At 71.1% G+C, this 25,988-nt stretch carries 25 protein-coding genes; 7 read left to right on the forward strand and 18 right to left on the reverse strand.

Translation table 11 applies throughout. The features are described from left to right. Positions 1-122 precede the first annotated feature (122 nt). The 4 genes from ACF07V_RS31650 to ACF07V_RS31665 are packed head-to-tail and all read right to left on the reverse strand — an operon-like array spanning position 123 to position 3,670. Positions 123-800: a response regulator gene (locus tag ACF07V_RS31650; protein ID WP_392159131.1), complete on the reverse strand. Its 678-nt coding sequence runs from the start codon at positions 798-800 to the stop codon at positions 123-125. Continuing rightward, a complete protein-coding gene (locus ACF07V_RS31655) occupies positions 797-1,969 on the reverse strand; it encodes a sensor histidine kinase (RefSeq protein ID WP_392159132.1) in 1,173 nt (390 codons plus the stop codon). The genes ACF07V_RS31650 and ACF07V_RS31655 overlap by 4 nt, the downstream gene beginning before the upstream one ends. 13 nt (positions 1,970-1,982) lie before the next feature. Then, positions 1,983-2,771 carry an ABC transporter permease gene (locus ACF07V_RS31660; protein WP_392159133.1) on the reverse strand — a complete coding sequence of 263 codons (789 nt, stop codon included), beginning with the start codon at positions 2,769-2,771 and terminating at the stop codon, positions 1,983-1,985. Then, positions 2,768-3,670, reverse strand: coding sequence for an ABC transporter ATP-binding protein (locus ACF07V_RS31665; RefSeq protein ID WP_392159134.1), 903 nt, complete (start codon positions 3,668-3,670; stop codon positions 2,768-2,770). Before ACF07V_RS31665 ends, ACF07V_RS31660 begins: the two co-directional genes overlap by 4 nt. A gap of 150 nt (positions 3,671-3,820) precedes the next feature. On the opposite strand from ACF07V_RS31665, the gene ACF07V_RS31670 reads away from it, so the two are divergent. After that, positions 3,821-4,387: a GNAT family N-acetyltransferase gene (locus tag ACF07V_RS31670; protein WP_392159135.1), complete on the forward strand. Its 567-nt coding sequence runs from the start codon at positions 3,821-3,823 to the stop codon at positions 4,385-4,387. A gap of 38 nt (positions 4,388-4,425) precedes the next feature. On the opposite strand, the gene ACF07V_RS31675 is transcribed toward ACF07V_RS31670, so the two are convergent. The 6 genes from ACF07V_RS31675 to ACF07V_RS31700 form a co-directional block, all read right to left on the reverse strand. Then, entirely contained in the window at positions 4,426-6,054 is a 1,629-nt protein-coding gene (locus tag ACF07V_RS31675) for a type VI secretion protein (RefSeq protein WP_392159136.1), read from the reverse strand. Next, on the reverse strand, positions 6,055-7,449 hold the full coding sequence (locus tag ACF07V_RS31680; protein WP_351193516.1) for an ATP-binding protein: 1,395 nt from the start codon (positions 7,447-7,449) through the stop codon (positions 6,055-6,057). 20 nt (positions 7,450-7,469) lie between these two features. Next, a complete protein-coding gene (locus ACF07V_RS31685) occupies positions 7,470-9,023 on the reverse strand; it encodes an SCO6880 family protein (RefSeq protein WP_392159137.1) in 1,554 nt (517 codons plus the stop codon). Next, positions 9,020-10,342, reverse strand: coding sequence for a hypothetical protein (locus ACF07V_RS31690; protein ID WP_392159138.1), 1,323 nt, complete (start codon positions 10,340-10,342; stop codon positions 9,020-9,022). The genes ACF07V_RS31685 and ACF07V_RS31690 overlap by 4 nt, the downstream gene beginning before the upstream one ends. After that, positions 10,332-11,171 carry a hypothetical protein gene (locus ACF07V_RS31695; RefSeq protein WP_392159139.1) on the reverse strand — a complete coding sequence of 280 codons (840 nt, stop codon included), beginning with the start codon at positions 11,169-11,171 and terminating at the stop codon, positions 10,332-10,334. The genes ACF07V_RS31690 and ACF07V_RS31695 overlap by 11 nt, the downstream gene beginning before the upstream one ends. A 99-nt stretch (positions 11,172-11,270) precedes the next feature. Beyond that, a complete protein-coding gene (locus ACF07V_RS31700) occupies positions 11,271-11,579 on the reverse strand; it encodes a hypothetical protein (RefSeq protein ID WP_024757447.1) in 309 nt (102 codons plus the stop codon). Positions 11,580-11,924: 345 nt separating this feature from the next. Between ACF07V_RS31700 and ACF07V_RS31705 the strand changes: the two genes are divergently transcribed. From ACF07V_RS31705 to ACF07V_RS31720, 4 genes are all read left to right on the forward strand, one after another. After that, a complete protein-coding gene (locus ACF07V_RS31705; protein WP_392159140.1) occupies positions 11,925-12,923 on the forward strand; it encodes an NlpC/P60 family protein in 999 nt (332 codons plus the stop codon). A 223-nt stretch (positions 12,924-13,146) separates the two neighbouring features. Continuing rightward, positions 13,147-13,869, forward strand: coding sequence for a phosphatase PAP2 family protein (locus ACF07V_RS31710; RefSeq protein ID WP_392159141.1), 723 nt, complete (start codon positions 13,147-13,149; stop codon positions 13,867-13,869). A 281-nt stretch (positions 13,870-14,150) separates the two neighbouring features. Continuing rightward, entirely contained in the window at positions 14,151-14,993 is an 843-nt protein-coding gene (locus tag ACF07V_RS31715; protein WP_392159142.1) for a hypothetical protein, read from the forward strand. A 118-nt stretch (positions 14,994-15,111) separates the two neighbouring features. Further along, positions 15,112-15,303 (forward strand): hypothetical protein, encoded by a 192-nt coding sequence (locus tag ACF07V_RS31720; protein ID WP_392159143.1) that lies wholly within the window; start codon positions 15,112-15,114, stop codon positions 15,301-15,303. Positions 15,304-15,393: 90 nt separating this feature from the next. On the opposite strand, the gene ACF07V_RS31725 is transcribed toward ACF07V_RS31720, so the two are convergent. Next, entirely contained in the window at positions 15,394-15,756 is a 363-nt protein-coding gene (locus tag ACF07V_RS31725) for a metal-sensitive transcriptional regulator (RefSeq protein ID WP_392159144.1), read from the reverse strand. Between the two features lie 192 nt (positions 15,757-15,948). Here ACF07V_RS31725 and ACF07V_RS31730 point away from each other — a divergent pair, with 192 nt between their 5' ends. Beyond that, positions 15,949-16,569 (forward strand): DUF47 domain-containing protein, encoded by a 621-nt coding sequence (locus tag ACF07V_RS31730; protein WP_116159771.1) that lies wholly within the window; start codon positions 15,949-15,951, stop codon positions 16,567-16,569. A 5-nt stretch (positions 16,570-16,574) separates the two neighbouring features. Further along, a complete protein-coding gene (locus ACF07V_RS31735; RefSeq protein WP_392159145.1) occupies positions 16,575-17,573 on the forward strand; it encodes an anion permease in 999 nt (332 codons plus the stop codon). A gap of 94 nt (positions 17,574-17,667) precedes the next feature. On the opposite strand, the gene pstB is transcribed toward ACF07V_RS31735, so the two are convergent. The 7 genes from pstB to ACF07V_RS31770 all read right to left on the reverse strand — a co-directional run bounded on the left by pstB (position 17,668) and on the right by ACF07V_RS31770 (position 25,942). Beyond that, positions 17,668-18,444, reverse strand: coding sequence for a phosphate ABC transporter ATP-binding protein PstB (pstB, locus tag ACF07V_RS31740; RefSeq protein ID WP_189806743.1), 777 nt, complete (start codon positions 18,442-18,444; stop codon positions 17,668-17,670). A gap of 25 nt (positions 18,445-18,469) precedes the next feature. Next, complete coding sequence (gene pstA, locus ACF07V_RS31745) at positions 18,470-19,546, reverse strand: phosphate ABC transporter permease PstA (RefSeq protein WP_392159146.1); 1,077 nt, start codon at positions 19,544-19,546, stop codon at positions 18,470-18,472. Then, positions 19,543-20,517, reverse strand: coding sequence for a phosphate ABC transporter permease subunit PstC (gene pstC, locus ACF07V_RS31750; protein WP_392159147.1), 975 nt, complete (start codon positions 20,515-20,517; stop codon positions 19,543-19,545). The genes pstA and pstC overlap by 4 nt, the downstream gene beginning before the upstream one ends. Positions 20,518-20,631: 114 nt before the next feature. Continuing rightward, positions 20,632-21,774, reverse strand: a complete 1,143-nt coding sequence (gene pstS, locus ACF07V_RS31755; RefSeq protein WP_392159148.1) for a phosphate ABC transporter substrate-binding protein PstS — start codon at positions 21,772-21,774, stop codon at positions 20,632-20,634. 535 nt (positions 21,775-22,309) lie between these two features. Then, positions 22,310-22,717: an NUDIX hydrolase gene (locus ACF07V_RS31760; RefSeq protein ID WP_392159149.1), complete on the reverse strand. Its 408-nt coding sequence runs from the start codon at positions 22,715-22,717 to the stop codon at positions 22,310-22,312. Further along, entirely contained in the window at positions 22,714-23,700 is a 987-nt protein-coding gene (locus ACF07V_RS31765) for a CHAD domain-containing protein (protein ID WP_392159150.1), read from the reverse strand. Before ACF07V_RS31765 ends, ACF07V_RS31760 begins: the two co-directional genes overlap by 4 nt. Beyond that, entirely contained in the window at positions 23,687-25,942 is a 2,256-nt protein-coding gene (locus tag ACF07V_RS31770) for an RNA degradosome polyphosphate kinase (protein ID WP_392159151.1), read from the reverse strand. Before ACF07V_RS31770 ends, ACF07V_RS31765 begins: the two co-directional genes overlap by 14 nt. Positions 25,943-25,988 lie beyond the last annotated feature (46 nt).

Consider the following 25,988-nt stretch of genomic DNA (forward strand, 5'->3'; position numbering starts at 1 on the left):
TGGTACTGCAGGGGGGACCCTGTGGGAGAGTAGGACGCCGCCGAACAATCATTGTGGGAAAGCCCCGCACCTCTGGTGCGGGGCTTTTCTGCGTTCCGGACCCATTCCAGGCCGGCGCGTCCTCAGGTCGGGGTGACCAGGTGGGTGTCGTAGGCCAGGATCACTGCCTGGACGCGGTCTCGGGCGCCCGTTTTCGCGAGGATGCGGCCCACGTGGGTTTTGACCGTGGATTCCGCCACGTGAAGGCGTTCCGCGATTTCCGTGTTGCTCCAGCCCTGCCCGATGACCGTGAGGATTTCGCGTTCCCGGTCCGTGAGGGGGGCGAGGCGGGGGTCTTCCTCCGGGGCCGGGGCTGCGGCCTTGGCTTTTGCCGGCGGGAGGTGGTGGATGTACGCGTCCAGGAGACGGCGGGTCAGGCTCGGGGCCACGACCGCGTCGCCGGCGGCCACCGCGCGGATGCCCGCGAGGAGTTCCTCCGGCTGGGCGTCCTTCACCAGGAAGCCGCTCGCGCCGGCGCGAAGCCCGTCGTACGCGTACTCGTCGAGGTCGAAGGTCGTGACGATGAGGATCCGGGTGCGGGCGCCCGCCGCGATGATCCGGCGCGTGGCCTCGATGCCGTCCAGGCCGGGCATCCGGATGTCCATCAGGACGACGTCGGGGTGGTGCCGGTCGACCAGGCGGATCGCCTCGGTGCCGTTCGACGCCTCGCCGACGACCGTCATGTCGTCCTGGCTCTCCAGCAGCATGCGGAAGCCGAAGCGCTGCATCGGCTGGTCGTCCGCGATGAGAACGGTCGTCACGAGGGGGAGTCCTCCAGGGGAAGTCGGAGCCGTACGCGCCAGCCGCCGCCGGTCGGCAGCGGGCCGGTTTCGAGTGTGCCGTCGTAGCGGGCCGCGCGCTCGTGCATTCCGGTGAGGCCGTGGCCCCGGTCGGCGGCCGGCGACGTCGTGCCCGTGTCGGTGACGACCAGCTCCAGGGCCGCGGGGCCGTACGCGAGGCGCACGGTCGCCTCCGCGCCGGGGCCCGCGTGCTTCAGGGTGTTCGTCAGGGCCTCCTGGAGCACGCGGTAGACCGTCAGTTGTGCGCCGGCCGAGAGCGCCGGGTCGGTGGCGGGCAGGTCGGCCCGGACCGGCAGACCTGCTCTCCGTACGCCCTCGATGAGGGGCTCCAGGTCGGTCAGCGACGGCTGGGGCGCGCGGTCCGCCGTGCCCTCGTCCTCGTGCAGGACGCTCAGGAGACGGCGGAGTTCGGCGAGGGCCTGGCGGCTCGTCGTCCCGATGGCGTCGAGGGCCTGGGCGGCGCGCTCCGGGTTCTTGGCCGCCGCGTACCGGCCGCCGTCCGCCAGGCCGGTGATGACGGACAGGTTGTGGCCGATGATGTCGTGCATCTCCCGGGCGATCCTCGCGCGTTCGGCGGTGGCGGCGAGCCGGACCTCGTGGGCGCGGTCGTCCCTGCGGGAGCGGACCGCGATGCCGAGGAGGGCGACCAGTGCGTATGCCCACAGGGTGGGGACAACGCGCTGGTCCCAGGACTCCGACTGGAAGCGGAGGGCGCCGGTGACCAGGGGCGGGGTGATCAGGGCCAGGGACCACAGGAGTGCGCGGGGCGGGCGGCTGAGTGCCAGGTGGTAGACCGGGAGCATCTGGAGGTACGAGGCCTGGAGGAAGGCGCCCGAGGCGTCGCTGACGAGGGCCGCGGCGGCCATCACCGCCAGGGCTGTCAGGGGGTGGCGGCGGCGCCAGTAGAGGGGGACGGAGAGCGCCAGGGTCAGGGTGACCACGAGCCAGACGGGGACGGACGGGTCCCGGGCGGTGTTCCGCCAGCCGCCGGCCGCGTCCACCAGTGCCGCGGCCGTCCACACGGTGGTGAGTGTGGCGTCCCAGACCCAGGGGCGGGCCGCGTCGAAGGCCCGGACCCGGGCCATGAGCTGCCGGGTGTATCGGCTGGGGCCTGTCGTCTCCGTCGTCACTCCGTCATCATCCCTATACGTCGCGGCGCTTGAGCAGCAGCGCGGGGACGGCGAGTGCCGCGGCCGCCCACAGGAGCAGGGCCAGGAGGGCCGCGCCGGGCGAGGCCGCGCCGGGGAGCGGGGTCGCGGAGCCGAGGGCGCCGGCCGCCTGCGTGGGGAAGTACCGGACGACCGTGTCCATCACCTCGTACGGGAGCATCCCGAGGATCTCGGGGACGATCAGGACCCCGCCGACGAAGGCGCCGATCGCGCCCGGCACCGAGCGGAGGGCGCCGCCGAGGCCGAGGGCGATCAGGCCGAGGAGGGTGACGCCGGCGGCGTTGCCCGCGACGGCGGCGAGGACGCCGTCGTCGGTGAGGGAGGCGGCCTGGTCGGTGTCGGAGAGGAAGACCTGGGCGGTGAGGAAGGTCAGCAGGGCGGTGAGGAACGAGAGCGTGAAGACCGTGGCCGTGTAGACCGTCGCCTTCGCCCACAGGACCGGGAGCCGGCTCGGGACGGCGGTGAGGGTCGCGCGGATCAGGCCCGTCGCGTACTCGCCGGCGGTGACCAGGATGCCGAGGACGGCGAGGGCGATGCCGCCGAGCTGGGAGCCGTACAGGGTGAGGACGACGGTGTCGACGTCGGAGTCGCCGCCGTCGGAGGTGTACGTGGCGCCCATGAGGATGCCGACGCCGAGGAGGAGCGCGGCGGAGGTGAGGCCGGTGATCCAGGTGGAGCGGACCGTCCACAGCTTGTGCCACTCCGAGCGGAGGACCCGGGACGGGGTGATCGTGGTCCCGGGGGTGGTCGTGGGCGTGGTCATGCGGGGGCTCCCTGGTATTCGACGGAGTCGCGGGTGAGGTCCATGAACGCCTGCTCCAGGGACGGGGCCTGTGGGGTGAGTTCGTGGAGGGGGACGGCGTGGGCCGCCGCCGCGCGGCCGATCTCCGGTGCTTCCAGGCCGGTGACGAGGAGGGTGTCCGGGGCCTGCGTGGTGATGCGGGCGTCGGGGAGGAGCGTGCGCAGGCGGTCCGCCTCCGGGGTGACGACCTTGACGCTCGCGCCGCCCGAGGCCCGTACGAGTTCGTCGACCGTGGTGTCCGCGAGGAGCCGGCCCTTGCCGATGACGATCAGGTGGTCGGCGGTGAGTGCCATCTCGCTCATCAGGTGCGAGGAGACGAGGACGGTGCGGCCCTCGGCCGCCAGGTTTCTGAGGAGGGTGCGGATCCAGAGGACGCCCTCCGGGTCGAGGCCGTTGACCGGTTCGTCGAGGACGACGGTCGCCGGGTCGCCGAGGAGCGCGGCGGCGATGCCGAGGCGCTGGCCCATGCCGAGGGAGAAGCCCTTCACCCGCTTGTGGGCGACGTGGGTGAGGCCCGTGAGGGCGAGAACCCGGTCCACGCGGGCGCGTGGGATGCCGTGCGTGTGGGCCAGTGCCATGAGGTGGTGGTGGGCGGAGCGGCCGGGGTGCACGGAGCCGGCTTCCAGGAGGGCGCCGACGTGGGTGAGCGGGGCGCGGTGGGCGGCGTAGGGGCGGCCGTCGACGGTGGCGTGGCCGCGGGTGGGGGCGTCGAGACCGAGGATCATGCGGAGGGTGGTGGACTTTCCGGCGCCGTTGGGGCCGAGGAAGCCGGTGACGGAGCCCGGGTGGACGGTGAAGCTGAGGTCCTGGACGACGGTGGTGTCCCCGTACCGCTTGGTGAGGTTCTCTGCTCGGATCATGCCTTCGACGCTAGGGAGCGGGCGGGGGACGGGCGTCGGACCCGGGGTGGGTGTGCCGGGGCACCCGTCGTACCGGGGTACGACGGGGTGGCCATGGTCTCGGGGAAATGCCCTTGTCAGAGGGGGTCGTGGGTCGTCAGGATCGGCGGCATGGACTATTCGATACGCACCATCCGCGCCGACGAGTGGGAGAAGACCCGCGAGATCCGGCTGGCCGCTCTCCAGGACCCGGTCGCGCACCTGGCGTTCCTCGACACGTATGAGGACGCGGTCGAGCGGCCCGACGCCTTCTGGAAGGACCGGGCGGAGGGCGCGTCCGAGACGGGCGAGGGGAAGGTGCGGCAGTTCGTGGCCGAGGGCCCGGACGGGAGCTGGGCGGGCACGATCTCGCTGCTCGTGGAGCGGCCGTCGGACGAGGTGCGGTTCGGCGAGGCGGCGAAGGTCGACCAGACGCACATCGTCGGCGTGTACGTACGTCCCGAGGCGCGGGGGACCGGTGTGATCGACGCGCTGTTCCGGGCCGGCGTGGAGTGGTCCTGGACGCTGCCGGAGCCGGCGGTGGCGCGGGTGCGGCTGTACGTGCACGAGGAGAACGCGCGGGCCGCGGCGTTCTATCGGCGGTTCGGGTTCGCGGCGACGGGTGAGCGGGTGGCGGTGCCGGGGGACGACTCGGCCCAGGAGCTGGAGTACGAGTTGGTGCGGCCGACCGGTCGCTAGCAGCGGCGCCCTTGTGGTGCGGGTCAGGGCGCGGGAGCCTAGGCCCGGCCAGGGGCGCCGTCCGTTGTGCCCACCCGTCCCGCTCCGGCAGGACGATTGCCCACAACGGGGTTCGGCCAGCGGGACTTGAACTGTTCCTCCGAGCGCAGCAGGGCCAGCGTCGGGAGGCCCTGGTGGTGGCCGGTGGCCAGGAGGTCCGGGAGTTGGGGGAGCGGGGCCACTGCGGCTACGTCTTCGAGGACGAGGGTCAGTGGTGGGTCGAGCCGACCGTCGGATGACCGTGCGGCCATGCGGCGGCCGTGCTCGACCACGCTTGCGGCGAGGGCCGTGAGGAGCGGCATCGCGCCGGGGTGGGTGCGGGGATCCTCGATCGCCTCGCCCACCACGTAGAGCGTGCCCTGTTCGGCCGGGAAAGATGCGAGTGCCAGCGAATCAGTTCGATTCGGTACGCACGCCTCCCGGATGTGGATCGAGGAGAGCGACGCCAGCGCACGGGCCGTCACTTCCTGCGCCAGGCGGCGGGTTTCCGGGTGCGCCGTCAGTGCCGACTCCAGGAGGCCGGCCAGGCCCGAGGCGGCCTTCGGGTGGCTGCGGAGGATGCGTACGGGCTCGTGGGCGCCCGCGCCCTGCGCCCAGCGGTGCACCTGCCGGAAGGGGCGGCCGTCGACGGCGGCGGCGTGCAGCCAGCAGCGCAGGAGCGTCTCCGCGGTGTCGGCGGTGGCCGCGTCGAGGCGGGACTGCGGGCGTACGGGGGCGAGCAGGGCGGTCGCGCGTTCCTGCGCCACCGCCGGGTCCTCGCAGCGCTCGGAGGGCGACCAGTGGAGCCGGGCGGGGGTGTCGCAGAGGTGGCCGGGGTCGTGGACCAGGACCGGGCCGAGTTTGCCGCGGGCGTCCTTGGTCGAGGACCAGACGTCGGGGTCGGAGGTGACGACCAGGACGGGGCCTTCCGCGTCCCGGATCGCCTGGATCGCTGCCGGGCGGCGGGTTTCCGGGGGGCCGTAGAGCGTGCGGGGGGTGGTTATGGGGGTGGGCGTGGAGGCGGTGGGGGTCGGGGTGACCGGTGGTGCCTCCGGTGCGGGCGTCCGTGCCGGGGGCGGTGGGCGCTCCTCCGTCGGGCGGCGCGGGGGCGGGGGCGCGGTGCGTTCCTCCCGTACCTCCGAGTCTGCCCGTACCTCCGAGCCTCCCCGTACCTCCGAGTCTGCCCGTACTTCCGAGCCTCCCCGTACCTCCGAGTCCCCTCGTACCTCCGCGTCCTTCCGTCCTTCCGAGTTCTTCCGTACCCGTGCCGGAGTCGTCCGGTACGCACCCGCCTTCCGGTGCGCGCGGACCGCGCGCCAGCGGGTCACCGTGCCGAGGACGAAGATCGCGAGGACCATCAGGATCATCGCCTCACCGATCAGCAGGCCCCAGAAGAGGCCGTACCCGGAGAGCTGGGTCGGCGGGGTGGCCGGCCAGGCGGACGGGAGGTCCGTCGGGGCCGTCGCCAGGGCGCGCATGGCCGAGGGGGTGGCCGTGAAGGCGACCCCCTGCGGCCAGGCGCCGTGGGCGAACAGGCCCGCCAGGCCCGTCGCCGTCCACACCAGGACCGTGAGGCAGAGGAGGAGGGCGAACAGGCTGAGGAGCAGCCCGTCGGAGATCCCTCCGCCTCCCTTCCGTGCCGGTTCCATCTAGGCCACCGTCGACTGCGAAGTGCCGTTCATCTGCTGCTCGATGAGGATCGCCCGCTGCTCGGTCTCCCACTCCAGCTCCGGGTCCGTGACGGAGGACTCCGTCATGGCGCGGTCGGTGTAGACGAGGGGGCGTTCCTTCTCGGTGATGAGGTGTTTGACCACCTGCACGTTGCCGTTGACGTCCCAGACCGCGATGCCGGGGGTGAGGGTCGGGATGATCTCGACTGCCCAGCGGGGCAGGCCGAGGACGCGGCCCGTGTTGCGTGCCTCGTCGGCTTTCTGGGCGTAGATGGTCCGGGTGGAGGCCATCTTGAGGATCGCCGCCGCTTCCTTCGCCGCCGCTCCGTCGACGACGTCGGAGAGGTGGTGGACGACGGCGACGAAGGACAGGCCGAGGCGGCGGCCGAACTTGAGGAGGCGCTGGAACAGCTGGGCCACGAAGGGGCTGTTGATGATGTGCCAGGCCTCCTCGACCAGGAAGATGCGCTTCTTCCGGTCGGGGCGGATCCAGGTGTGTTCCAGCCAGACGCCGACGATCGCCATGAGGATCGGCATGGCGATGGAGTTGCGGTCGATGTGGGACAGGTCGAACACGATGAGCGGGGCGTCCAGGTCGATGCCGACCGTGGTCGGGCCGTCGAACATGCCGCGCAGGTCGCCGTCGACGAGGCGGTCCAGGACGAGGGCGACGTCCAGGCCCCAGGCCCGTACATCGTCTATGTCGACGTTCATCGCCTCCGCCGATTCGGCCTCCGGGTGGCGGAGGCGTTCGACGATGTCGGTGAGGATCGGCTGCCGGTCGGTGGTGTGCTCGGTGACGTAGGCGTGGGCGACCTTGAGCGCGAAGCCGGAGCGCTCGTCGAGGCCGTGGCCCATCGCCACCTCGATGATCGTGCGGAGCAGCGCGAGCTGGCCCGTCGTGGTGATCGAGGGGTCGAGGGGGTTGAGGCGGATCCCGGCGTCGTTGGCGACCATCGGGTCCAGGCGGATGGGAGTTATCCCCAGCTCCTGGGCGATGAGGTTCCATTCGCCGACGCCGTCCTCGCCCTGGGCGTCGAGGACGACGACCTGCCGGTCGCGGAAGCGGAGCTGGCGGAGCACGTACGTCTTCTCCAGCGCCGACTTGCCGTTGCCGGACTCGCCCAGGACCAGCCAGTGCGGGGCGGGGAGCTGCTGCCCGTACAGCTGGAAGGGGTCGTAGATGTAGCCCTTGCCGCTGTAGACCTCGCGGCCGATGATGACGCCGGAGTCGCCGAGGCCGGGTGCGGCGGTCGGCAGGTAGACGGCCTGGGCCTGCCCGGTGGAGGTGCGGACGGGCAGGCGGGTCGTCTCCACCTTCCCGAAGAGGAAGGCGGTGAAGGCTTCGGTGAGGACGGACAGCGGATCTCGCATGGGTCTGTGCCCCTTCGGCCCTAGCGGCGGATGCCGGTCGCGAACGGCAGGGTGTTCACAAAGGCCCGGTGGTGCTCGCGGTCGCACCACTCCAGCTTCAGATACGACTTGCCGGCGGAGGCCCTGATCGTGCGCTTGTCCCGGGCGAGGGCCTCGGGCGAACGCGACGACACCGTGATGTACCCGACGAGGTTCACTCCTGCCGCGCCGCTGGCGAGATCTTCACCCCGCTGGTCGAGCCGGCCGTGGGCGGCGATGTCGCGGGGGTCGACCGTGCGGTTCATCTTGGCCTGGCGGGACGCCTCGGCCTCGTCGTTGGTCTTCTCGGTGAGCATGCGCTCGATGGCGACCTCGGTGGGCTCCAGGTCCATGGTGACGGCGACCGTGCGGATGACGTCCGGGGTGTGGACGAGGAGCGGGGCGAGGAAGTTCACGCCGACCGGGGTCATCGGCCACTCCTTCACCCAGGCCGTGGCGTGGCACCAGGGGGCGCGGGTGGAGGACTCGCGGGTCTTGGCCTGGAGGTAGGTCGGTTCCATCGCGTCGAGTTCGGCCGGCCAAGCGTTTCGTTTCGTCATGGCCTGGATGTGGTCGATGGGGTGGTCCGGGTCGTACATGGAGTGCACGAGGGACGCGAGCCGGGACTGGCCGAGGGGCTGGCGGACGCGGATGTCGGCCTCGGCGAGGCGGGCGCAGATGTCGGTGAGCTCGCGGGCCATGACGACGGCGAGGCCGGCGTCGCGGTCGAGCTTGCGGGCGCCGGAGGCGTGGCGGGCGGCGCGGGCCATGGTGTTGGCCTCGGCGGCGAGCTCGCGGGTGTAGTGCATGCAGGCGACGAGGTAGGCGCGGTGCTGCTCGCTGGAGGTGGAGACCATCGACTGGAGCTGGTCGTACGACTCCTGGAGCCACGCGGGCGCGTGCGGGTCGCCGCGCTGGCCGACGTCCTTGGCGTGCGCGTCGGGGTCGGCCGGGAGCGTACGGGCGAGCATCTGCAGGCGGGTCACGAAGCCGTCGCCGTTGGCGACGTGCTTGAGGAGGGTGCCGAAGCGGTCGACCAGGGCCTCCTGGTCCTCGCTGTCGCGCAGGCCGACGCCGGGGCCCTCGATCTCGATGGCGGCGGTGACGGTGCGGCGGTCGGCGTGCAGGAGGACGGCGATCTCGTCCGGGCCGAAGGGGGCGGCGAGCCAGCCGACGCGGCCGATGCCGGGGGGCGGGCCGACCTCGACCTCGCGGCCGTCGAGGCGGGTGCCGGCCTCGTAGGCGACGGAACGGTAGGCGGTGCCGCGCTTGAGCATCCGCTTGTAGCTGCGGTTGATCTCGAACCACTTGTAGAACGTGCGGTGCTTGTACGGGAGGTACACGGCGGCGATCGCGAGCATGGGCAGACCCGCGAGGAGCGCGATCCGCAGGGGGAGGGCGGGGACGAGGAGTCCGCTCATCATGCCGAGGAAGGCGCCGACGATGATCAGGGCGATCTCGCCGGTCTCGCGGTTCTTGCCGACGATCGCGTTCGGCCGGGCACGGCCGACGAGATACGTGCGACGGGGCGCGACCGGCTGGGACTGGGTCGTCAACGCCCTGCACCTCCAGAGTTCTTGCGGTTGCTGTGCGGGGTACCCGCGGTGGGACTGCTGCTACGGGGCGGGGGCGTCGAGCCGCCGGTGGAACCGCCTCCGCCGCCTCCGCCGCGGCTGCTGTGCGCGGCCATGCCGCCGGACACGGCGTTGGCGGGGCGGGGCGCGGAGCCCTGGGAGCCGCCTCCGCCGCTGTCGCGGGTGCTGTGGGTCTTGATGCCCTGGGAGACGAGGGACGCGGGGGAGGAGATGACGGCCGCGGCCGCGTTCTCGCCGGCGCGGTGGAGGCGGTTGTTGCGGGAGGCGGCGATCTCGTCGCCGAAGCCGGGGACGAAGCGGTAGATCATCGCGGAGGCGAAGATGGCGAGCAGGATGATCGAGAGGCCGGAGACGACGGCGGAGACGGAGTTGGGGCCGTCGTCGGAGGAGAGCGCGCCGGCCAGGCCGAGGACGATCACGATGACCGGTTTGACCAGGATGATCGCGATCATGATGCCGGCCCAGCGGCGGACGTGGCCCCACATGTTCTTGTCGACGAGGCCGGAGTAGACGACGACGCCGAGGAGGGCGCCGACGTACAGCAGGACGGCGCGGAGGAACAGCTCCAGGTAGAGCACGCCGGCCGCGAGGACGGTCACCAGGGACACGATGATCAGCATGATGGGGCCGCCACCGATGCTGTCGCCCTTCTGCAGGGCCTCCTTGAAGCTGCCGAAGAAGATGTCGGTCTGCTTGCCGGTGCCGGAGGCGATGACCTCGGTGATGGCGTCGGTGGCGTTGACGACGGTGTAGAGGATCAGGGGCGTGAACGCGGAGGCGAGGACCGTCAGCCAGAGGAAGCCGATGGCCTCGGAGAGGGCCGTGGTGAGGGGGACGCCACGGACGGCCCGCTTGGCGACGGCGAGGAGCCAGAGGAGGAGGGTGAGGAAGGTGGCGGCGGCGAAGACGATGGCGTAGCGGCCGAGGAACTGCATGTTGGTGAAGTCGACGTCGGCGGTGGCCTTGACGGCCTTGGAGAGCTCGTCGATGACCTTGATGGCGGCGTCGGCGAAGCCGCGGGCGAGGGAGGAGAGGGGGTCGAGGGCGGTGGGGTCGGCGACGGGAGCCTTGTCGGCTGCGCCTCCGGTTCCGGCACGGCCGTTCTCGCAGTACTCCCGTGCGGGGCCGCGGATCAGGTCGCAGGGGTTGTTGCTGCCGTTCGGGCTGGGCGTGGGCGTGGGTGCGGCGAGGGCACGGCCGGCGAAGAGCACGACGGCCGTCTGTGCCGCGCCGAGTGCGGCGGCGATCCTGGTGCCGCGCGGGAGGCGCTTACCGGGCATAGGTGAAGCCTCCGAACTGACCGACCGCGTCGCTCATCTCCTCCGCCGTGGACGCCTGCTGGTCCCGGCCGACGGGCACCGGGCCGTCCTTCTGGTCGAAGCCGGTGACCTTCCAGTCGCCGTCGACCCACTGCAGTTCGTACGATCCGGTGTACCAGGCTTCGGAGACGGGGTTCTTGGATCCCTCGCCGGCCATGCCGAACAGGGACGAGTACCAGACCGACACCGTGGCCCTGTCGTCCGCGTAGCTCTCGACCTTCGAGCCCACGGGGACGATGCGGGAGATGAACGTCATGCCCTGCGGGGCGGTGCCGTCCTCCTGGAGACCGATCCGGGCGAGGAAGCCCTTGTCGGCGTAGACCTTGTCGAGGTCGCCCTGGCGTGCGGCGGCGACGGCCGGCGCGTAGACGGCGTGGACGATCTCGCTCCGTGCCACGCTCGAGAACATGTCCGCCGACCCCAGCGCCACCGCGTAGTTCGTCGCCGCGCTCTGTGCGCCCTGGTCGTCGTGGGCGTAGCCCGTGGGGATCTGGCCGTTTTTGCCGGTGACCGGGCGGACGCCCGTCGCCGAGGTGGGGGCCGTTCTGCCCGGGGTGCCGGCGCGGGCGCCGGACGCGTCGGCCGGTTCGCCGCCGCCGCGGTTGGCGAAGGCGATGGCGGCGACGAGGAGGACCACCACGCCCACGACCGTGATGAGGGATCGGGAGCTGCGGACGGGGCGGCGGGCGCCGCCGTAGACGTCGCCGCTGTTGCCCTCGGGCAGGCGGGTCCGGGTCTGGCCCGAGCCGCCCACGCCGCCGAAGCTGTCGTGCTCGTCGCCGGGACTCATGCCGGGTACGCCCCCTCACTCGTTCGCGGGTACGGCCGTGCTTCAACATGACTGGGCATCAGGGAACGCATTCTCAGGAGGGTCGGGTCCGACGGGAGATCAGACGGCCATCCCGTACACGATGGTGAACAGCGTCCCCAGCGATCCGATGATGAAGACGCCGGTCAGACCGGCGACGATCAGGCCCTTGCCCTGTTCCGCGCTGAACGTGTCACGGAGGGCGGTCGCGCCGATGCGCTGCTTGGCCGCTCCCCAGATGGCGATGCCGAGGCAGAGCAGGATGGCCACGGCCATCACGACCTCGATCATCACCTTGGCCTCGTTGCCCAGGCTCCCGAAAGGTCCCCAGTTGGGGGCGATTCCACCGATGATGGTGGTGATGTCGCCCTTTTCGGCCGCCAGGTACATGTAACTCACCGCCCCTGTTGGGTACTTGGTTCCCCCTGCCGGACGGCATGGGTCATCGCCCTATCTTCGCTGATGAAACCGCTCACGTGTGACGGCTTGGCGGCTCTCTTTACCCGATCCCCGCACACTTGACCGATCTGACCGTCTTGACCTGCGGCGGTATGGCCGGTTTCCATGCGAAGAAGCGTATGGTCACTCTGTGTATCACGGAGAGTGACTCCGGGCAATGATTGTCGTTGTTGCACTCTTGGGGCGGCGTCGGCCGCCACCTAGACTGGCGGCCCTGGCGTACTGCCATGAGCCGAGGGGTGGTTGACGGTGCGTAGGGCTGGCAAGGCGTGGCTGATGGCCGGTGGGGCCCTCGGGGTCTGTCTCGGCTTCGTCGCGCTGCTCGTCATCGGCACGTACTCCGCCGCCGCCGGGATCGCCGGCGCGAGCGGCGCCAAGGGCGGTGCCGTCGCCCTCGCCAAGGGATCCGTCCCCGCCCTCTACCAGGGGCTCGTGCAGCGGTGGGGGAATCTGTGCCCCGCCATCAACCCGGCCCTGCTCGCCGCCCAGCTCTACCAGGAGAGCGGCTGGAACCCACGGGCGATCTCCCCGGCCGATGCCCGCGGCATCGCCCAGTTCATCCCCGGCACCTGGGCCGGACACGGCATCGACGGCGACGGGGACGGCGACCGGGACATCTGGGACCCGCAGGACGCGATTCCGTCCGCCGCCTCGTACGACTGCGAGCTCGCCGGATACGTGAAGGACGTGCCCGGCGACCCGGCGAACAACATGCTGGCCGCGTACAACGCGGGCGCGTACCGGGTGATCAAGCACGGCGGGGTGCCGCCCATCAGCGAGACGCAGAACTACGTGCGCATCATCCGGTCCCTGGAGAAGAGCTTCGCGCGGCCGGTGGGCCGCGTCGCGCCCTCGCAGCAGGCCGCCGCCGCCATCCACTACGCGCAGCAGAAGCTGGGCACCCCGTACCTCTGGGGCGGTACGGGCACGGCCGCGCAGAACGGCCGCTTCGACTGCTCCGGGCTCACCCAGGCCGCGTACGACAGCGTCGGCGTGCAGCTGCCGCGCGTCGCCAACGACCAGTACAACGCCGGACCGCACCCGAGCCGGAGCGAGCTGCTGCCGGGCGACCTCGTGTTCTTCTCGGACGACCTGACCAACTCCCGGGCGATCCGGCACGTCGGCATCTACGTCGGCGGCGGCTACATGATCGACGCCCCGCGCACCGGTGCGGTGATCCGCTTCGACCGGATCGACACCCCCGACTACTTCGGTGCCACCCGGGTCACCAAGGAGGGCGCGGCGGCGCTGCCCACCCATCTTCCGCAGTCCTGAGCGAAGCAGACGGGCTGTCGGGTCGTCTTCGGGGCGTATCGGGCATGGCTGGAACTCTCCGTCATGCACAGGCCCTGAGCTGCGGTGAACCGTCACTCTTCGATAACGTCGTCATGATCCACCGGAGAGAGCGGAACGTGCGCCTCAGGCGGTTCGTTCCCTGATCCGACCACTCTGACCACGGGGGTTGGAAACCAGACACGAGAGCAAGGGGCCGCAGCAGATGGCTGGACTCGCATCGGACGGCGTGAACCCCGATGTCGGCCTGCTCTACGACATCAACGGACTGGCCAAGGCCGCGCCGCCGTGGTTCGACCGCGTCATGGAGTTCGTCGGCGAGTACGGCATCGTCCTCGCGATGGTCCTCGTCGTGCTCTGGTGCTGGTGGAGCGTCCGCCGGCGCGGCAGCCTCAACGACTCCGTCTCGGCCGTCGCCGGACTCGTCTGGGCCCCGCTGGCCGCCGGCATCGCCCTGCTGGTCAACATTCCCATTCGCGGCTTCGTCGAGCGCCCCAGACCCTTCAAGGACCACGAGGGCCTCGAAGTCCTCGTCGACGGGAAGACCGACTTCTCCTTCGTCAGCGACCACGCCACCCTCGCGATGGCGCTCGGCGTCGGACTCTTCGTCGCCCACCGCAAGTTCGGCCTCGCCGCCATCGCCCTCGCCCTCGCCGAGGGCTTCGCCCGCGTCTACATGGGCGTCCACTACCCGACCGACGTCATCGGCGGCTTCGCCCTCGGCACGGCCGTGGCGCTGCTCCTCGCCCCCGTCGCGCTCGCCCTGCTCACGCCCGTCGTCTCCGCCGTCGCCCGCTCCGGCCGCGGCGCCCGGCTCGTCCGCTCCCGCCGGGCCGACGCGGCGCGCCACCCCGAGGCCGTCGGCATCCCCGAGTCCCGCCTCGGTGGCCCCGCCGCCGGTGGCGGCCAGAACGACCTGGCCGCCTAGGCGCCGTTCGTACGGAGGTGCTCCGCCGCGTCCGTACGGGCCCTGTCGCGGGATCTGCGGGCCGGGCCCGCCCAGCCACAGCTGCACCGTGCCAGCGCGAACGAACCGCGCTCCGTCGTCGTCGTGGTGTGAGTGGATCCCTGCGCCTGCACCCCACCACCGTACTGCGCGTGACGGCACGCCCCGACCGTCGTTATGCGGATCGGGTGTCCCCGGGCCCGAGGGCCCGGGGAAGGGCGGGTCCCGGGCAAACAGCGGTGAGGCGTTGGGGGTTGGCGGCGATGATGGTGCAGCGGTACGGGCGTCCGCACGGTCTCGGTCGCGGGGCGGTCACCGTCACCGCCGTCCTGGTCGGGTCCCTCGTCGGGGCGGCCGCGCTCTCCGGGTGCGCCGCCCCCGACGACGCGAAGCCGGCGGCCGACCCCGCCCTCGCCGTACGGAACGCCGCCGACGTCCTCGCGAAGGCCGGCACCTCCAAGGCGAGCACCTCCATGGAGATGGCCGCCGGCGGGACCCGGGTCACCATCCGGGGTGAGGGCGGCTACGACTTCCGGCGCCGCACCGGACGCCTCCAGGTCATGCTGCCGAAGGACCCGGCGGGGGCGAGCGAACACCGGCCGATCACCGAGCTCCTCACGCCCGGCGCGCTCTACATGAAGAACCGGGGCGCCGGTGTCCCCGCCGACAAGTGGGTGCGGGTCGACACGACGACCCTCGACGACGGGAACCTCGTCACCAACGGCGCCACCGATCCGGCCGCCGCGGCCGAGCTGCTGCGGGGCGCCCGCGAGGTCACGTACCTCGGCGAGGTCGAGCTCGCAGGGGTGAAAGTCGGCCACTACCGGGGGGTCGCCGACATCGCCCGCGCCGCCCGCGCCGCCTCGCCGCAGCTGCGCGGGGCACTCGCCGCCGCGGCGAAAGGGTTCGCCAAGGACACCGTGCCCTTCGACGCGTACCTCGACGCGGAGGGGCGGCTGCGGAAGGTGCGCCACCAGTTCAGCTTCAGCAACCAGGGCCGGACGGTCGCGGTCGCCTCGACGACCCTGCTGTACGGCTTCGGGATCCCCGTCGAGGTGACGCTCCCGGACCGCCGGGACATCTACGCCGGGAAGATCAAGGCCTGACCCGGCCCGGTGGCGGCGCGGACCATCGGCAAATGGTCCGGACGTGTCATGCGCGACGCGTGGCCCCGTCCCTACGCTGGGAGACCGCTGGGAGACCGACGCCGGCAGGAAGAGGTGGATGCGCGTGGCCCCGCCCGGTACAGCAACCGTGCCCGCAGACCCGGACTGCGTCGCCCTCGCCGAGATCGAGCTCTGCGGCGAACTGATCATCGCGGCGTCGGCCGCGGACGGGGAACGTCTCAGCGCCGACCGGATCGACGAGGTACTGCGGGTGGCGGGGGAAAGGGCCGCGTCCGGACACGAGGCCTGAGGGGCCGGGCCGTGCGGGGCGCCTCGCGGGCGGGCCGTACGGGATCCTCCGTACAACGGCCCCGGAGGCACGGCCCCGCACCGGGCCCGCTCAGGTGCGCATCATGCGGGCGATGGCCTTCGTGGCCTCCTCGACCTTCTCGTCGATGCCCGCGCCCGTCGCCGCCGCGTCCGCGACACAGTGCCGCAGGTGCTCCTCCAGGAGCTGGAGGGCGAAGGACTGCAGCGCCTTCGTCGAGGCGGAGACCTGCGTGAGTATGTCGATGCAGTAGACGTCCTCGTCGACCATCCGCTGCAGACCCCGGATCTGGCCCTCGATCCGGCGGAGCCGCTTGAGGTGCTCGTCCTTCTGCTTGTGGTAGCCGTGCACGCCGTGCCCGTGGTCGGCCGCCTCGACGGCCTCGACGGTCTCGACGGCCTGGGGGGTGACCTGGTCCGCCTCGGTGGTCGTCATCGCGTCCTCCCGTTGTCCATTAAGGGGGTGTATACCCCTCGTGGGTATATGGTACCGATCCCCGCCGATCCGGGCGGGGGCCCGTGCAGTTCACTGTGCCTGATGGGCGACACTGAGATACGCCGGTTAGCCGTGGCCGGATGATGCGCCTAGCATCAGCCTGACCGAAACCCAGCACCCCGAGGACCTCACGTGCGATTTCGTCTGACCCCCAGGGAGACGAGCTTCTACGACATGTTTGCCGCGTCCGCGGACAACATCGTCACGGGCTCCAAGCTCCTGATGGAACTGCTCGGAGCGGAGCCTTCCGCCCGGGCCGAGATCGCGGAGCGGATGCGGGCAGCGGAGCACGCCGGTGACGACGCCACCCACGCGATCTTCCACCAGCTCAACTCCTCCTTCATCACGCCGTTCGACCGCGAGGACATCTACTCCCTCGCTTCGTCCCTCGACGACATCATGGACTTCATGGAAGAGGCCGTCGACCTGGTCGTCCTCTACAACATCGAAGAGCTCCCCAAGGGTGTCGAGCAGCAGATCGAGGTCCTGGCCCGGGCGGCCGAGCTGACCGCCGAGGCCATGCCGAACCTGCGGACGATGGCGAACCTCACGGAGTACTGGATCGAGGTCAACCGACTCGAGAACCAGGCGGACCAGATCCACCGCAAGCTGCTCGCCCACCTCTTCAACGGCAAGTACGACGCCATCGAGGTGCTGAAGCTCAAGCAGGTCGTGGATGTGCTGGAAGAGGCGGCCGACGCCTTCGAGCACGTGGCCAACACCGTGGAGACCATCGCGGTCAAGGAGTCCTGAGCTTCGTGGACACCTTCGCTCTGATCGTGACCATCGGTGTCGCGCTCGGCTTCACGTATACGAACGGCTTCCACGATTCCGCCAACGCCATCGCCACCTCGGTGTCCACCCGCGCGCTGACCCCCCGGGCGGCGCTCGCTATGGCGGCGGTCATGAACCTCGCCGGTGCCTTCCTCGGCCAGGGGGTCGCGCACACCGTCAGCAGCGGCCTCATCGAGACGCCCACCGGTGAGAAGGGGATGGGCATCCTCTTCGCCGCCCTGCTCGGCGCGATCGTCTGGAACCTGGTCACCTGGTACTTCGGTCTTCCCTCGTCCTCCTCGCACGCGCTGTTCGGCGGCATGGTGGGCGCGGCGCTCGCGGGCGGCACGGAGGTCATCTGGTCGGGCGTGCTCGACAAGGTCGTCATCCCGATGTTCGTCTCGCCGGTCATCGGCCTGATCGCCGGTTACCTGGTGATGACCGCGATCCTGTGGATGTTCCGCAGGTCCAACCCGCACAAGGCCAAGCGGGGCTTCCGTATCGCGCAGACCGTGTCGGCCGCCGGCATGGCGCTCGGCCACGGTCTCCAGGACGCCCAGAAGACGATGGGCATCGTCGTGATGGCCCTGGTCATCGCGGACGTCCAGGGTGCCGACGACCCGATCCCGGTGTGGGTGAAGATCGTCTGTGCCGTGATGCTCTCCCTCGGCACGTACGCGGGTGGCTGGCGGATCATGCGGACCCTCGGCCGCAAGATCATCGAGCTGGACCCGCCGCAGGGCTTCGCCGCCGAGACCACCGGCGCTTCGATCATGTTCGGCGCGGGCCTGATGTTCGGCGCGCCGATCTCCACGACCCACGTCATCACCTCCGCGATCATGGGTGTGGGCGCCACCAAGCGCGTCAACGCGGTCCGCTGGGGCGTCGCCAAGAACATCGTCCTCGGCTGGTTCATCACCATGCCGGCGGCGGCGCTGGTCGCCGCCGGGAGCTACTACGTGGTGCAGCTGATCTTCGGCTGAGAGTCCCGGAACGTGGTTGGGCCCGGCTCCCCTGTGGGGGAGCCGGGCCCTTCGTCATTACGGTGGCACCGCCATGCAGCACCGTAAGACGGCTTTATCCGAAGCGGCCGGAGATGTAGTCCTCGGTCGCCTGGACGCTCGGGTTGGAGAAGATGCGCTCGGTGTCGTCCAGCTCGATCAGCTTGCCGGGCTGGCCGACGGCCGCCAGGTTGAAGAAGGCCGTACGGTCCGAGACGCGGGCGGCCTGCTGCATGTTGTGCGTCACGATGACGATGGTGAAGCGCTCCTTCAGCTCGCCGATCAGGTCCTCGATGGCGAGGGTGGAGATCGGGTCGAGGGCGGAGCAGGGCTCGTCCATGAGGAGGACGTCGGGCTCGACGGCGATGGCTCGGGCGATGCACAGACGCTGCTGCTGGCCGCCGGAGAGGCCGGAGCCCGGCTTGTTCAGGCGGTCCTTGACCTCGTTCCAGAGGTTGGCGCCCTTGAGGGACCGCTCGACGATGTCGCTCAGCTGGGACTTCTTGTAGCTGCCGTTGAGGCGCAGGCCCGCCGCCACGTTGTCGAAGATCGACATGGTGGGGAAGGGGTTCGGGCGCTGGAAGACCATGCCGACGGTGCGGCGGACGGCGACCGGGTCGACGTTCGTCCCGTACAGGTTCTCGTCGTCCAGCATCACCTTGCCCTCGACGCGGCCGCCGGGGGTGACCTCGTGCATGCGGTTCAGGGTGCGCAGGAAGGTGGACTTGCCGCAGCCGGAGGGGCCGATGAAGGCCGTCACGGAGCGGGGCTCGACGGTCATCGAGATGTCGTCGATCGCCTTGTGGGCGCCGTAGTAGGCGGAGAGGCCGCTGACGTCGATTCGCTTGGCCATGTGAATCACTTCCAATTGCCGCTGGTCAGCGGCCGGTCTTCGGGGCCTTCCAGCGGGCGATGCCGCGGGCCACCAGGTTGAGGATCATGACGAAGGCGATCAGGACGAGCGCGGCGGCCCAGGCGCGGGCCACGGCGGCGTCGGTGCCGACCGCGTACTGCTCGTACACGTAGAGCGGCAGGGAGGACTGGGCGCCTTCGAAGGGGTTCGGGTTGATGAGCTTCGTACCGAACACGAGGAGCAGGACCGGGGCCGTCTCACCGGTGATGCGGGCGACCGCGAGCATGACGCCCGTGGTGATGCCGCCGATCGCGGTGGGCAGGACCACCTTCAGGATGGTGCGCCACTTGGGGATGCCGAGGGCGAGGGAGGCCTCGCGGAGCTCGTTCGGGACGAGCTTGAGCATCTCCTCGGTGGAGCGGACCACGACCGGCATCATCAGGATGGCGAGGGCCATCGCGCCGGCGAAACCGGAGGGGCCGAAGCCGAGGATCAGGTTCCAGGTGGCGAGGATGAAGAGGCCGGCGACGATCGACGGGATGCCCGTCATGACGTCGACGAAGAAGGTGACGGCCTGGGCGAGCTTGCTGCCGCTGCCGTACTCGACGAGGTAGACGGCGGTCAGCAGACCGATCGGCGCGGCGATCAGGGTCGCGATGCCGACCTGCTCGATGGTGCCGAGCAGCGCGTGGTAGACGCCGCCGCCGGCCTCGGCGTCGAGGACGCCGTTCATCGAGTGGGTCAGGAAGTAGAGGTCGAGGACTTCCATTCCCTTGCTGATCGTGACCCAGGCGAGGGAGAGCAGCGGGATGACGGCGAGGACGAAGCAGACCCAGACGAGGCTGGTGGCGACGCGGTCCTTGGCCTGGCGGCGCCCCTCGACCTTGGTGGTCACGGCGAAGGTGACGAGGACGAAGAGCAGCGCGGCGATCAGGCCCCACTGGACCTTGCTGTGCCAGCCGGCGGCGAGGCCGATGCCGATGCCTCCGGCGATCGAGCCGGCGGCGACGGCGGCCGGGGTCCAGCGCGGGAGCCGGGCGTGGGAGAGGGGCTGGCGGCGCGGGGTGGCCGCGACCGGACGATCCTGTATGGCGTGGCTCATGCCGCGGCCCCCGAGTACTCCTTGCGGCGGCCGATGATCCAGCGGGCGGCGCCGTTGACCAGCAGGGTGATGACGAAGAGGACGAGACCGGAGGCGATCAGGGCGTCGCGGCCGAACTCGTTGGCCTCGTTGAACTTGGCGGCGATGTTCTGCGCGAAGGTGCCGCCGCCCGGGTCGAGCAGGTGGCCCGAGAGGACGAAGCTGGGGGAGAGGACGACGGCGACGGCCATCGTCTCGCCGAGTGCGCGGCCGAGGCCCAGCATGGAGGCGGAGATGATGCCGGAGCGGCCGAAGGGCAGCACCGACATGCGGATGACCTCCCAGCGCGTGGCGCCGAGGGCGAGGGCGGCTTCCTCGTGCATCTTCGGGACCTGGAGGAAGACCTCGCGGGTCACGTTGGTGATGATCGGAAGGATCATGATCGCCAGCAGGATGCCCACGGTGAAGAGGTTGCGGGCGACGCCGTCGCTGGACTTGTCGAAGATGTACGTCCAGCCCAGGTACTGGTCGAGCCACTTGTTGAGGCCGTCCAGGTACGGGACGAGGAAGATCGCGCCCCACAGGCCGTAGATGATGCTGGGCACGGCGGCGAGCAGGTCGACGACGTACGCGAGCGGCTTGGCCAGCTTGCGCGGGGCGTAGTGCGAGATGAAGAGCGCGATGCCGATCGCGACGGGCACCGCGATGAGCATCGCGATGATCGAGGAGACGATCGTGCCGAAGGCGAGGACGGCGATGCCGAAGACCGGCGGGGTGTTCGCCGGCATCCACTCGAAGGTGGTGAAGAAGTTCGTGCTGTCCTTCGAGATGGCGAGGGCGGCACGGTAGGTGAGGAAGACCGCGATCGCGGCCATGATCACGAGGAGGGTGATGCCGGAGCCGCGGGACAGACCGCTGAAGATGCGGTCCCCGGGGCGGGTCGCGCTCTTGGCGCGCCGGCTCCTCTGTATGTCGGGTGAGGTGGTAGCCATCGGTTTTCTCCGGTCTGCGGGTCCTGTACGGGGAGTACGGGGCCCTGGCGGCGGTGCACCGGATGCCGGGGCCGGCCCCTCCACGGGAAGTGAGGGGCCGGGCCCGGCCGGGGGTCAGGACAGGGTGGGAACGATCTCGCGGACCTTGGCCGCGATCTCGGCCGGGAGCGGGGCGTAGCCGGCGTCGGAGAGGACCTTCTGGCCCTCCTCGCTGGCGGTGTAGGTGAGGAAGGCCTTCAGGGTCGGCAGGGTCTCCGCCTTGTTGCCCTTGTCGCAGGCGATCTCGTACGTGACCAGGGTGATCGGGTAGGCGCCCTCGGCCTTGGTCGTGTAGTCGAGGGAGAGGGCCAGGTCGCTGCCGGTGCCCTTGACCTTGGCGGCGGCGATGGCCTTGGAGGCGTTCTCGGTGGTGGCGGCGACCGGGGCGGAGGCGCCGGTGTTGATGCTGACCGTGGAGATCTTGTTGGCCGTCGCGTAGGAGAGCTCGAAGTAGCCGATGGAGCCCTCGGCGTCCTTGACCGCGGTGGCGACACCGGAGGAGCCGTTGGCGGCCTGGCCGCCCGGGGCGGGCCACGACTTCGTCTTCGGGTCGTACTTCCAGTCGGCCTTCGCGGTGGCCGAGAGGTACTTGCCGAGGTTCTGGGTGGTGCCCGACTCGTCCGAGCGGTGGAAGGCCTGGATCGTGGTGTCGGGGAGCTTGGCGCCCGGGTTCAGCTTGACGATGGCCGGGTCGTTCCACTTGGTGATCTTCGTGTCGAAGATCTTGGCCAGCGTGGGGGCGTCCAGGACCAGATTGTCCACGCCGTCCAGCTTATAGCCGATGGCGATCGGGCCCCCGACCATGGGCAGGTTGACGCCCTTGCCGCCCTTGCAGATCTTCTGCGACTCGGCGACCTCTTCGTCCTTGAGGGCGGAGTCGGAGCCGGCGAAGGTCACCTGGCCCTGGTTGAACTTGGTGATGCCGCCGCCGGAACCGATGGCCTGGTAGTTGACCTCGACGCCGGAGCACGCGGCCTGGAAGTTCTTGACCCACAGGTCCATCGCGTTCTTCTGGGCGCTGGAGCCGGCGGCCAGGAGCTGGCCCTTCGCACCGTCACACGCGATGTTCGACGCGGCGGCGGAGGTCTTGGTGCCGCCGTCCTTGGTCGGGGTCTCCGTGTTGTTGTCCGAGCCACACGCCGAGAGGACGAGCGCACCGGAGACGACGAGGGCACCGATCGCGGAGGCGCGAAGCCCGTTCTTGCGCGAAAGCTTCACTTTCGGGTGTTCCTTCCAGAAGCCGCCCTGTCGCGGACCTTGCGTGTCCTGACTGTTCTACGGCGGCGTGTGTCGGTTGGTGGGTGCGCGCTGTGCTCCGTGCACCGTGTACGGCCGAAATTAGGCAGAACAGGTGAAGCCGTCGGCGGGGGAGGGTGAACGGGAAGTGAACCGTGCCGGAAGGGCGGGTGCGGGGGGCTCGGGCGGTGCCCGCCCTCGTTGTGGGCAGGCGTTCCGCAAGGGGCGATGGGGGCCCCTGCTCGAGCGGAGCCGAGAGATTGGGGGAGGGTGGGCACAACGGACCCGCGCCCTGCCGGCGCCAGAGGCTTCTGTGCCTGGACCCGCACCACGTTGTGCGCCGCCGCTGGGGGTGCGGGTCGGGGCGCGGAGCGCGGAGGCGCCGCTGGGGGCGCCGTCCCGTGTGCCCACCCGTCCCGCCCCAGCGGGACGATTGCCCACACGGGGGTGGGCGAGGGGTGCCGTCCCGTGGGTCCGTGGCCACACGGGGGTGGGGCCCGGCGGTGTGCGGGGGTCGTCAGGGGTGGGTGGTTGTCATTGCTGCGTCCAGGAGGTCGCGGTCTCTTGGTTGGGTCAGGCGGTGGCGGGCCGCGGACGGCGGCAGCCAGACCAGGGCGTCGATCTCCCGCGTGGGGACGAAGCCGCCCTCCAGCGCCCGGGCCGACCAGTACGCGACCTCCTTGGGACGGCCGTCCACCGTGTAGTGGGCGGTCGGCAGGCGGGGGCCGAGTGCGCAGCGGCGGCCCGTCTCCTCCAGGACCTCGCGCAGCGCGCACGCCTCCGCCGTCTCGCCGCGCTTCCGCTTGCCCTTCGGGTGCGACCAGTCGTCCCACTTCGGCCGGTGGACCAGGGCGATCTCGATGCCATGGCCGGAAATCGCCGGACGCCACAGGACGCAGCCCGCGGCCAGGATCGGGGTGGTCATGGGACCGGGGCCGTCGTGCACCGCCACGCGTGCTGGAAGGCGAAGCGTGCCGCCTCCACCTCGTGGCGCTGGTCGGCGTGGAGGACGCCCAGGGCGTAGGCGGTGGCCGGGGCGATCCGGGGGGTGCGGGCGGCGGTGGCGGCGGCCGCCGCGGCCTCGGCCGCGTCGCGGTGCCGGTCCAGGGCCCTGGCCGCCTCGTACAGGACGGAGTCCGGTTCGCCGCCGGTGTGCAGGGCCTCGGTGGCGTACCGGTGCAGCCGCAGCAGGAGCCGGGTCTGGTGCCAGGGCGCGTCCTGGCTCTCGGCGGCGGCGAGCGCGAGGGCGTCCGCGTTGTACGGGTGGGCCGCCCGGGTGAGGGGGAGCGCCGCGACCGCTTCCTGGAGGCGCCGCTCGGCGAGCTCGGCGGGCGCGTCGATGACCTCGACGGCCGGGGCCGCGCCCGCCGGCCCGAGCGGCACCTCGGAGGCCAGCAGCGCCACGGCGTCCGCGACCGCGTGGAAGCGGGCGGAGCCGAGCGCCTGGAGGGAGGCCGAGTGGGCGCGCGTACGGGCCAGGGTCAGCTGGCGTTCGAGGAGGGCGCCCGCCCGGGCCGCGCCCACCGTGAGGCCGGTGCCGCCCTCCGTACCCCTGGCCGCGGGCACCGGCCCCCCGCCGCTCGACAGGCGGGACAGCGCGTCCACCAGGCGGACGAGCCGGGACGTACAGGCCTGCTCCAGGGCCAGCGTTCCGGAGAGCCAGGCGAGCTCGGTGCGCAGCTGGTCGGCCCAGGCCGTGTCGAGCAGCGGCCGGAAGGTGTGGAGGGTGCCGCTGATCCGGCGGGCCGCGCCCCGCAGCGTACGGGCTGCCTCCTCCGCCCCGGCGGTGTCGGAGCCGCTCTCGCGGTGCAGCCGCAGGCCGCGGAGGAAGTCCGAGGCCCGGGCGTGCAGGTAGGGGGCCAGGACCTCGCCCGCCGTGACGTCCTGCGAGTGGTCAGGGTTGTGCACGCCGGCGCCTCCGCGCGTCGATGAGCATCTCCTGGACGTGCCGCAGGGGCCGGCCCTCGGGGTCGGTCGCGTGCCGCGTCCAGTTCCCGTCGGGGCCGAGGTGCCAGGAGGAGGTGGTGTCGGACATCCCGGTCTCCAGGAGCCGGGTGAGAGCGGCCCGGTGCGCCGGGTCGGAGACCCGTACGAGGGCCTCGATCCGGCGGTCCAGGTTGCGGTGCATCATGTCGGCGCTGCCGAGCCAGACCTCGGGTTCGCCGCCGTTGCCGAAGGCGAAGACCCGGGAGTGCTCCAGGAAGCGGCCGAGGATCGAGCGGACCCGGATGTTCTCCGAGAGGCCGGTGACCCCGGGGCGTACGGCGCAGATGCCGCGGACCCAGATGTCGACCGGGACGCCGGCCCGCGAGGCCTGGTAGCAGGCGTCGATGACGGCCTCGTCGACCATCGAGTTGACCTTGATGCGGACGTACGCGGGCCGCCCGGCGCGGTGGTGCGCGATCTCCTTGGTGATCCGGGAGACCAGCCCGTCGCGCAGCGACTTCGGGGCGGTGAGCAGGCGGCGGTACGTCTCGCGGCGGGAGTAGCCGGAGAGCCGGTTGAACAGGTCGGAGAGGTCCGCGCCGACCTGCGGGTCTGCGGTGAGCAGGCCCAGGTCCTCGTAGAGCCGGGCCGTCTTCGGGTGGTAGTTGCCGGTGCCGACGTGCGAGTAGCGGCGGAGGAGTTCGCCTTCCTGGCGGACGACGAGGCTCAGCTTGCAGTGCGTCTTGAGGCCGACGAGGCCGTACACGACGTGGCAGCCGGCCTCCTCCAGCTTGCGCGCCCACTTGATGTTGGCCTGCTCGTCGAAGCGGGCCTTGATCTCGACGAGGACGAGGACCTGCTTGCCGGACTCGGCGGCGTCGATGAGGGCGTCGACTATCGGGGAGTCGCCGGAGGTGCGGTACAGCGTCTGCTTGATCGCGAGGACGTCCGGGTCGGCGGCCGCCTGCTCCAGGAAGGCCTGGACGGAGGTGGAGAAGCTGTCGTACGGGTGGTGGAGGAGGACGTCGCGTTCGCGCAGCGCCGCGAAGATGTCCGGCGCGGACGCCGACTCGACCTCCGCGAGGTCACGGTGGGTGCCGGCGACGAACTTCGGGTACTTCAGCTCGGGCCGGTCCTGCCCGGCGATGCCGAAGAGCCCGGTGAGGTCGAGCGGGCCGGGCAGCGGGTACACCTCGGCGTCGGAGATCTTCAGCTCGCGGACGAGCAGGTCGAGGACGTACGGGTCGATGGACTCCTCGACCTCCAGGCGCACCGGCGGCCCGAAGCGGCGCCGCATGAGCTCCTTCTCCAGGGCCTGGAGCAGGTTCTCGGCGTCGTCCTCCTCGACCTCCAGGTCCTCGTTCCTGGTCACCCGGAACATGTGGTGCGCGAGCACCTCCATGCCGGGGAACAGCTCCTCCAGGTGCGCCGCGATGACGTCCTCCAGCGGGACGTACCGCTGCGGGGAGGCCTCGAGGAAGCGGGAGAGCAGCGGCGGCACCTTGACGCGGGCGAAGTGGCGGTGGCCGCTGACCGGGTTGCGTACGACCACGGCGAGGTTGAGGCTCAGGCCGGAGATGTACGGGAAGGGGTGCGCCGGGTCCACGGCCAGCGGGGTGAGGACCGGGAAGATCTGCTGGCGGAACAGGGTGAAGAGGCGGGCCTGCTCCTTCTCCGTGAGCTCGGGCCAGCGGATGAGGTGGATGCCCTCGTCGGCGAGGGCCGGGGCGACGTCCTGCTGGTAGCAGGCGGCGTGCCGGGCCATGAGCTCGCGCGAGCGCGTCCAGATCAGGTCCAGGACCTCGCGGGGCTGGAGGCCGGAGGCGGAGCGGGTGGCGACGCCGGTGGCGATGCGGCGCTTGAGGCCGGCGACCCGGACCATGAAGAACTCGTCGAGGTTCGAGGCGAAGATCGCGAGGAAGTTCGCCCGTTCGAGGAGGGGGGTCGTCGGGTCCTCGGCGAGTTCGAGGACCCGCTCGTTGAAGGCGAGCCAGCTGCGCTCGCGGTCGAGGAAGCGCCCCTGCGGCAGCTCGTCGCCGAGCGAGCCGTCGTCCTTGTAGGTGTCGGGATCCGCGTCGAGATCGGCTTCGATGTCGGTGACGACGGCCCCGTTGACCACGTGCGCGCGGTGCGCGGTTATGGAACCGAAGGACGACGTTCCGGACGTCGGGGCGGACGGCGTGGCGGAGGACTGGACCGGGACCTCGGCGGGCTGCTGGCTCATGGCCCCATTCTTCCGCGCGAAGGGGTGGTCGGGCGCGTCGGAGCGG

The organism is Streptomyces sp. NPDC015661 (genome assembly GCF_043077765.1).
GTDB lineage: Bacteria > Actinomycetota > Actinomycetes > Streptomycetales > Streptomycetaceae > Streptomyces.

Excerpts from the sequence above, each read along its gene's own strand:
- ACF07V_RS31660 (WP_392159133.1), bottom strand. The coding sequence starts at position 2,771 with ATGACCACGCCCACGACCACCCCCGGGACCACGATCACCCCGTCCCGG.
- ACF07V_RS31665 (WP_392159134.1), bottom strand. The coding sequence starts at position 3,670 with ATGATCCGAGCAGAGAACCTCACCAAGCGGTACGGGGACACCACCGTC.
- ACF07V_RS31670 (WP_392159135.1), top strand. The coding sequence starts at position 3,821 with ATGGACTATTCGATACGCACCATCCGCGCCGACGAGTGGGAGAAGACC.
- ACF07V_RS31675 (WP_392159136.1), bottom strand. The coding sequence starts at position 6,054 with ATGGAACCGGCACGGAAGGGAGGCGGAGGGATCTCCGACGGGCTGCTC.
- ACF07V_RS31680 (WP_351193516.1), bottom strand. The coding sequence starts at position 7,449 with ATGCGAGATCCGCTGTCCGTCCTCACCGAAGCCTTCACCGCCTTCCTC.
- ACF07V_RS31690 (WP_392159138.1), bottom strand. The coding sequence starts at position 10,342 with ATGCCCGGTAAGCGCCTCCCGCGCGGCACCAGGATCGCCGCCGCACTC.
- ACF07V_RS31695 (WP_392159139.1), bottom strand. The coding sequence starts at position 11,171 with ATGAGTCCCGGCGACGAGCACGACAGCTTCGGCGGCGTGGGCGGCTCG.
- ACF07V_RS31700 (WP_024757447.1), bottom strand. The coding sequence starts at position 11,579 with ATGTACCTGGCGGCCGAAAAGGGCGACATCACCACCATCATCGGTGGA.
- ACF07V_RS31705 (WP_392159140.1), top strand. The coding sequence starts at position 11,925 with ATGGCCGGTGGGGCCCTCGGGGTCTGTCTCGGCTTCGTCGCGCTGCTC.
- ACF07V_RS31710 (WP_392159141.1), top strand. The coding sequence starts at position 13,147 with ATGGCTGGACTCGCATCGGACGGCGTGAACCCCGATGTCGGCCTGCTC.
- ACF07V_RS31715 (WP_392159142.1), top strand. The coding sequence starts at position 14,151 with ATGATGGTGCAGCGGTACGGGCGTCCGCACGGTCTCGGTCGCGGGGCG.
- ACF07V_RS31720 (WP_392159143.1), top strand. The coding sequence starts at position 15,112 with ATGCGCGTGGCCCCGCCCGGTACAGCAACCGTGCCCGCAGACCCGGAC.
- ACF07V_RS31725 (WP_392159144.1), bottom strand. The coding sequence starts at position 15,756 with ATGACGACCACCGAGGCGGACCAGGTCACCCCCCAGGCCGTCGAGACC.
- pstB (WP_189806743.1), bottom strand. The coding sequence starts at position 18,444 with ATGGCCAAGCGAATCGACGTCAGCGGCCTCTCCGCCTACTACGGCGCC.
- pstA (WP_392159146.1), bottom strand. The coding sequence starts at position 19,546 with ATGAGCCACGCCATACAGGATCGTCCGGTCGCGGCCACCCCGCGCCGC.
- pstC (WP_392159147.1), bottom strand. The coding sequence starts at position 20,517 with ATGGCTACCACCTCACCCGACATACAGAGGAGCCGGCGCGCCAAGAGC.
- ACF07V_RS31760 (WP_392159149.1), bottom strand. The coding sequence starts at position 22,717 with ATGACCACCCCGATCCTGGCCGCGGGCTGCGTCCTGTGGCGTCCGGCG.
- ACF07V_RS31770 (WP_392159151.1), bottom strand. The coding sequence starts at position 25,942 with ATGAGCCAGCAGCCCGCCGAGGTCCCGGTCCAGTCCTCCGCCACGCCG.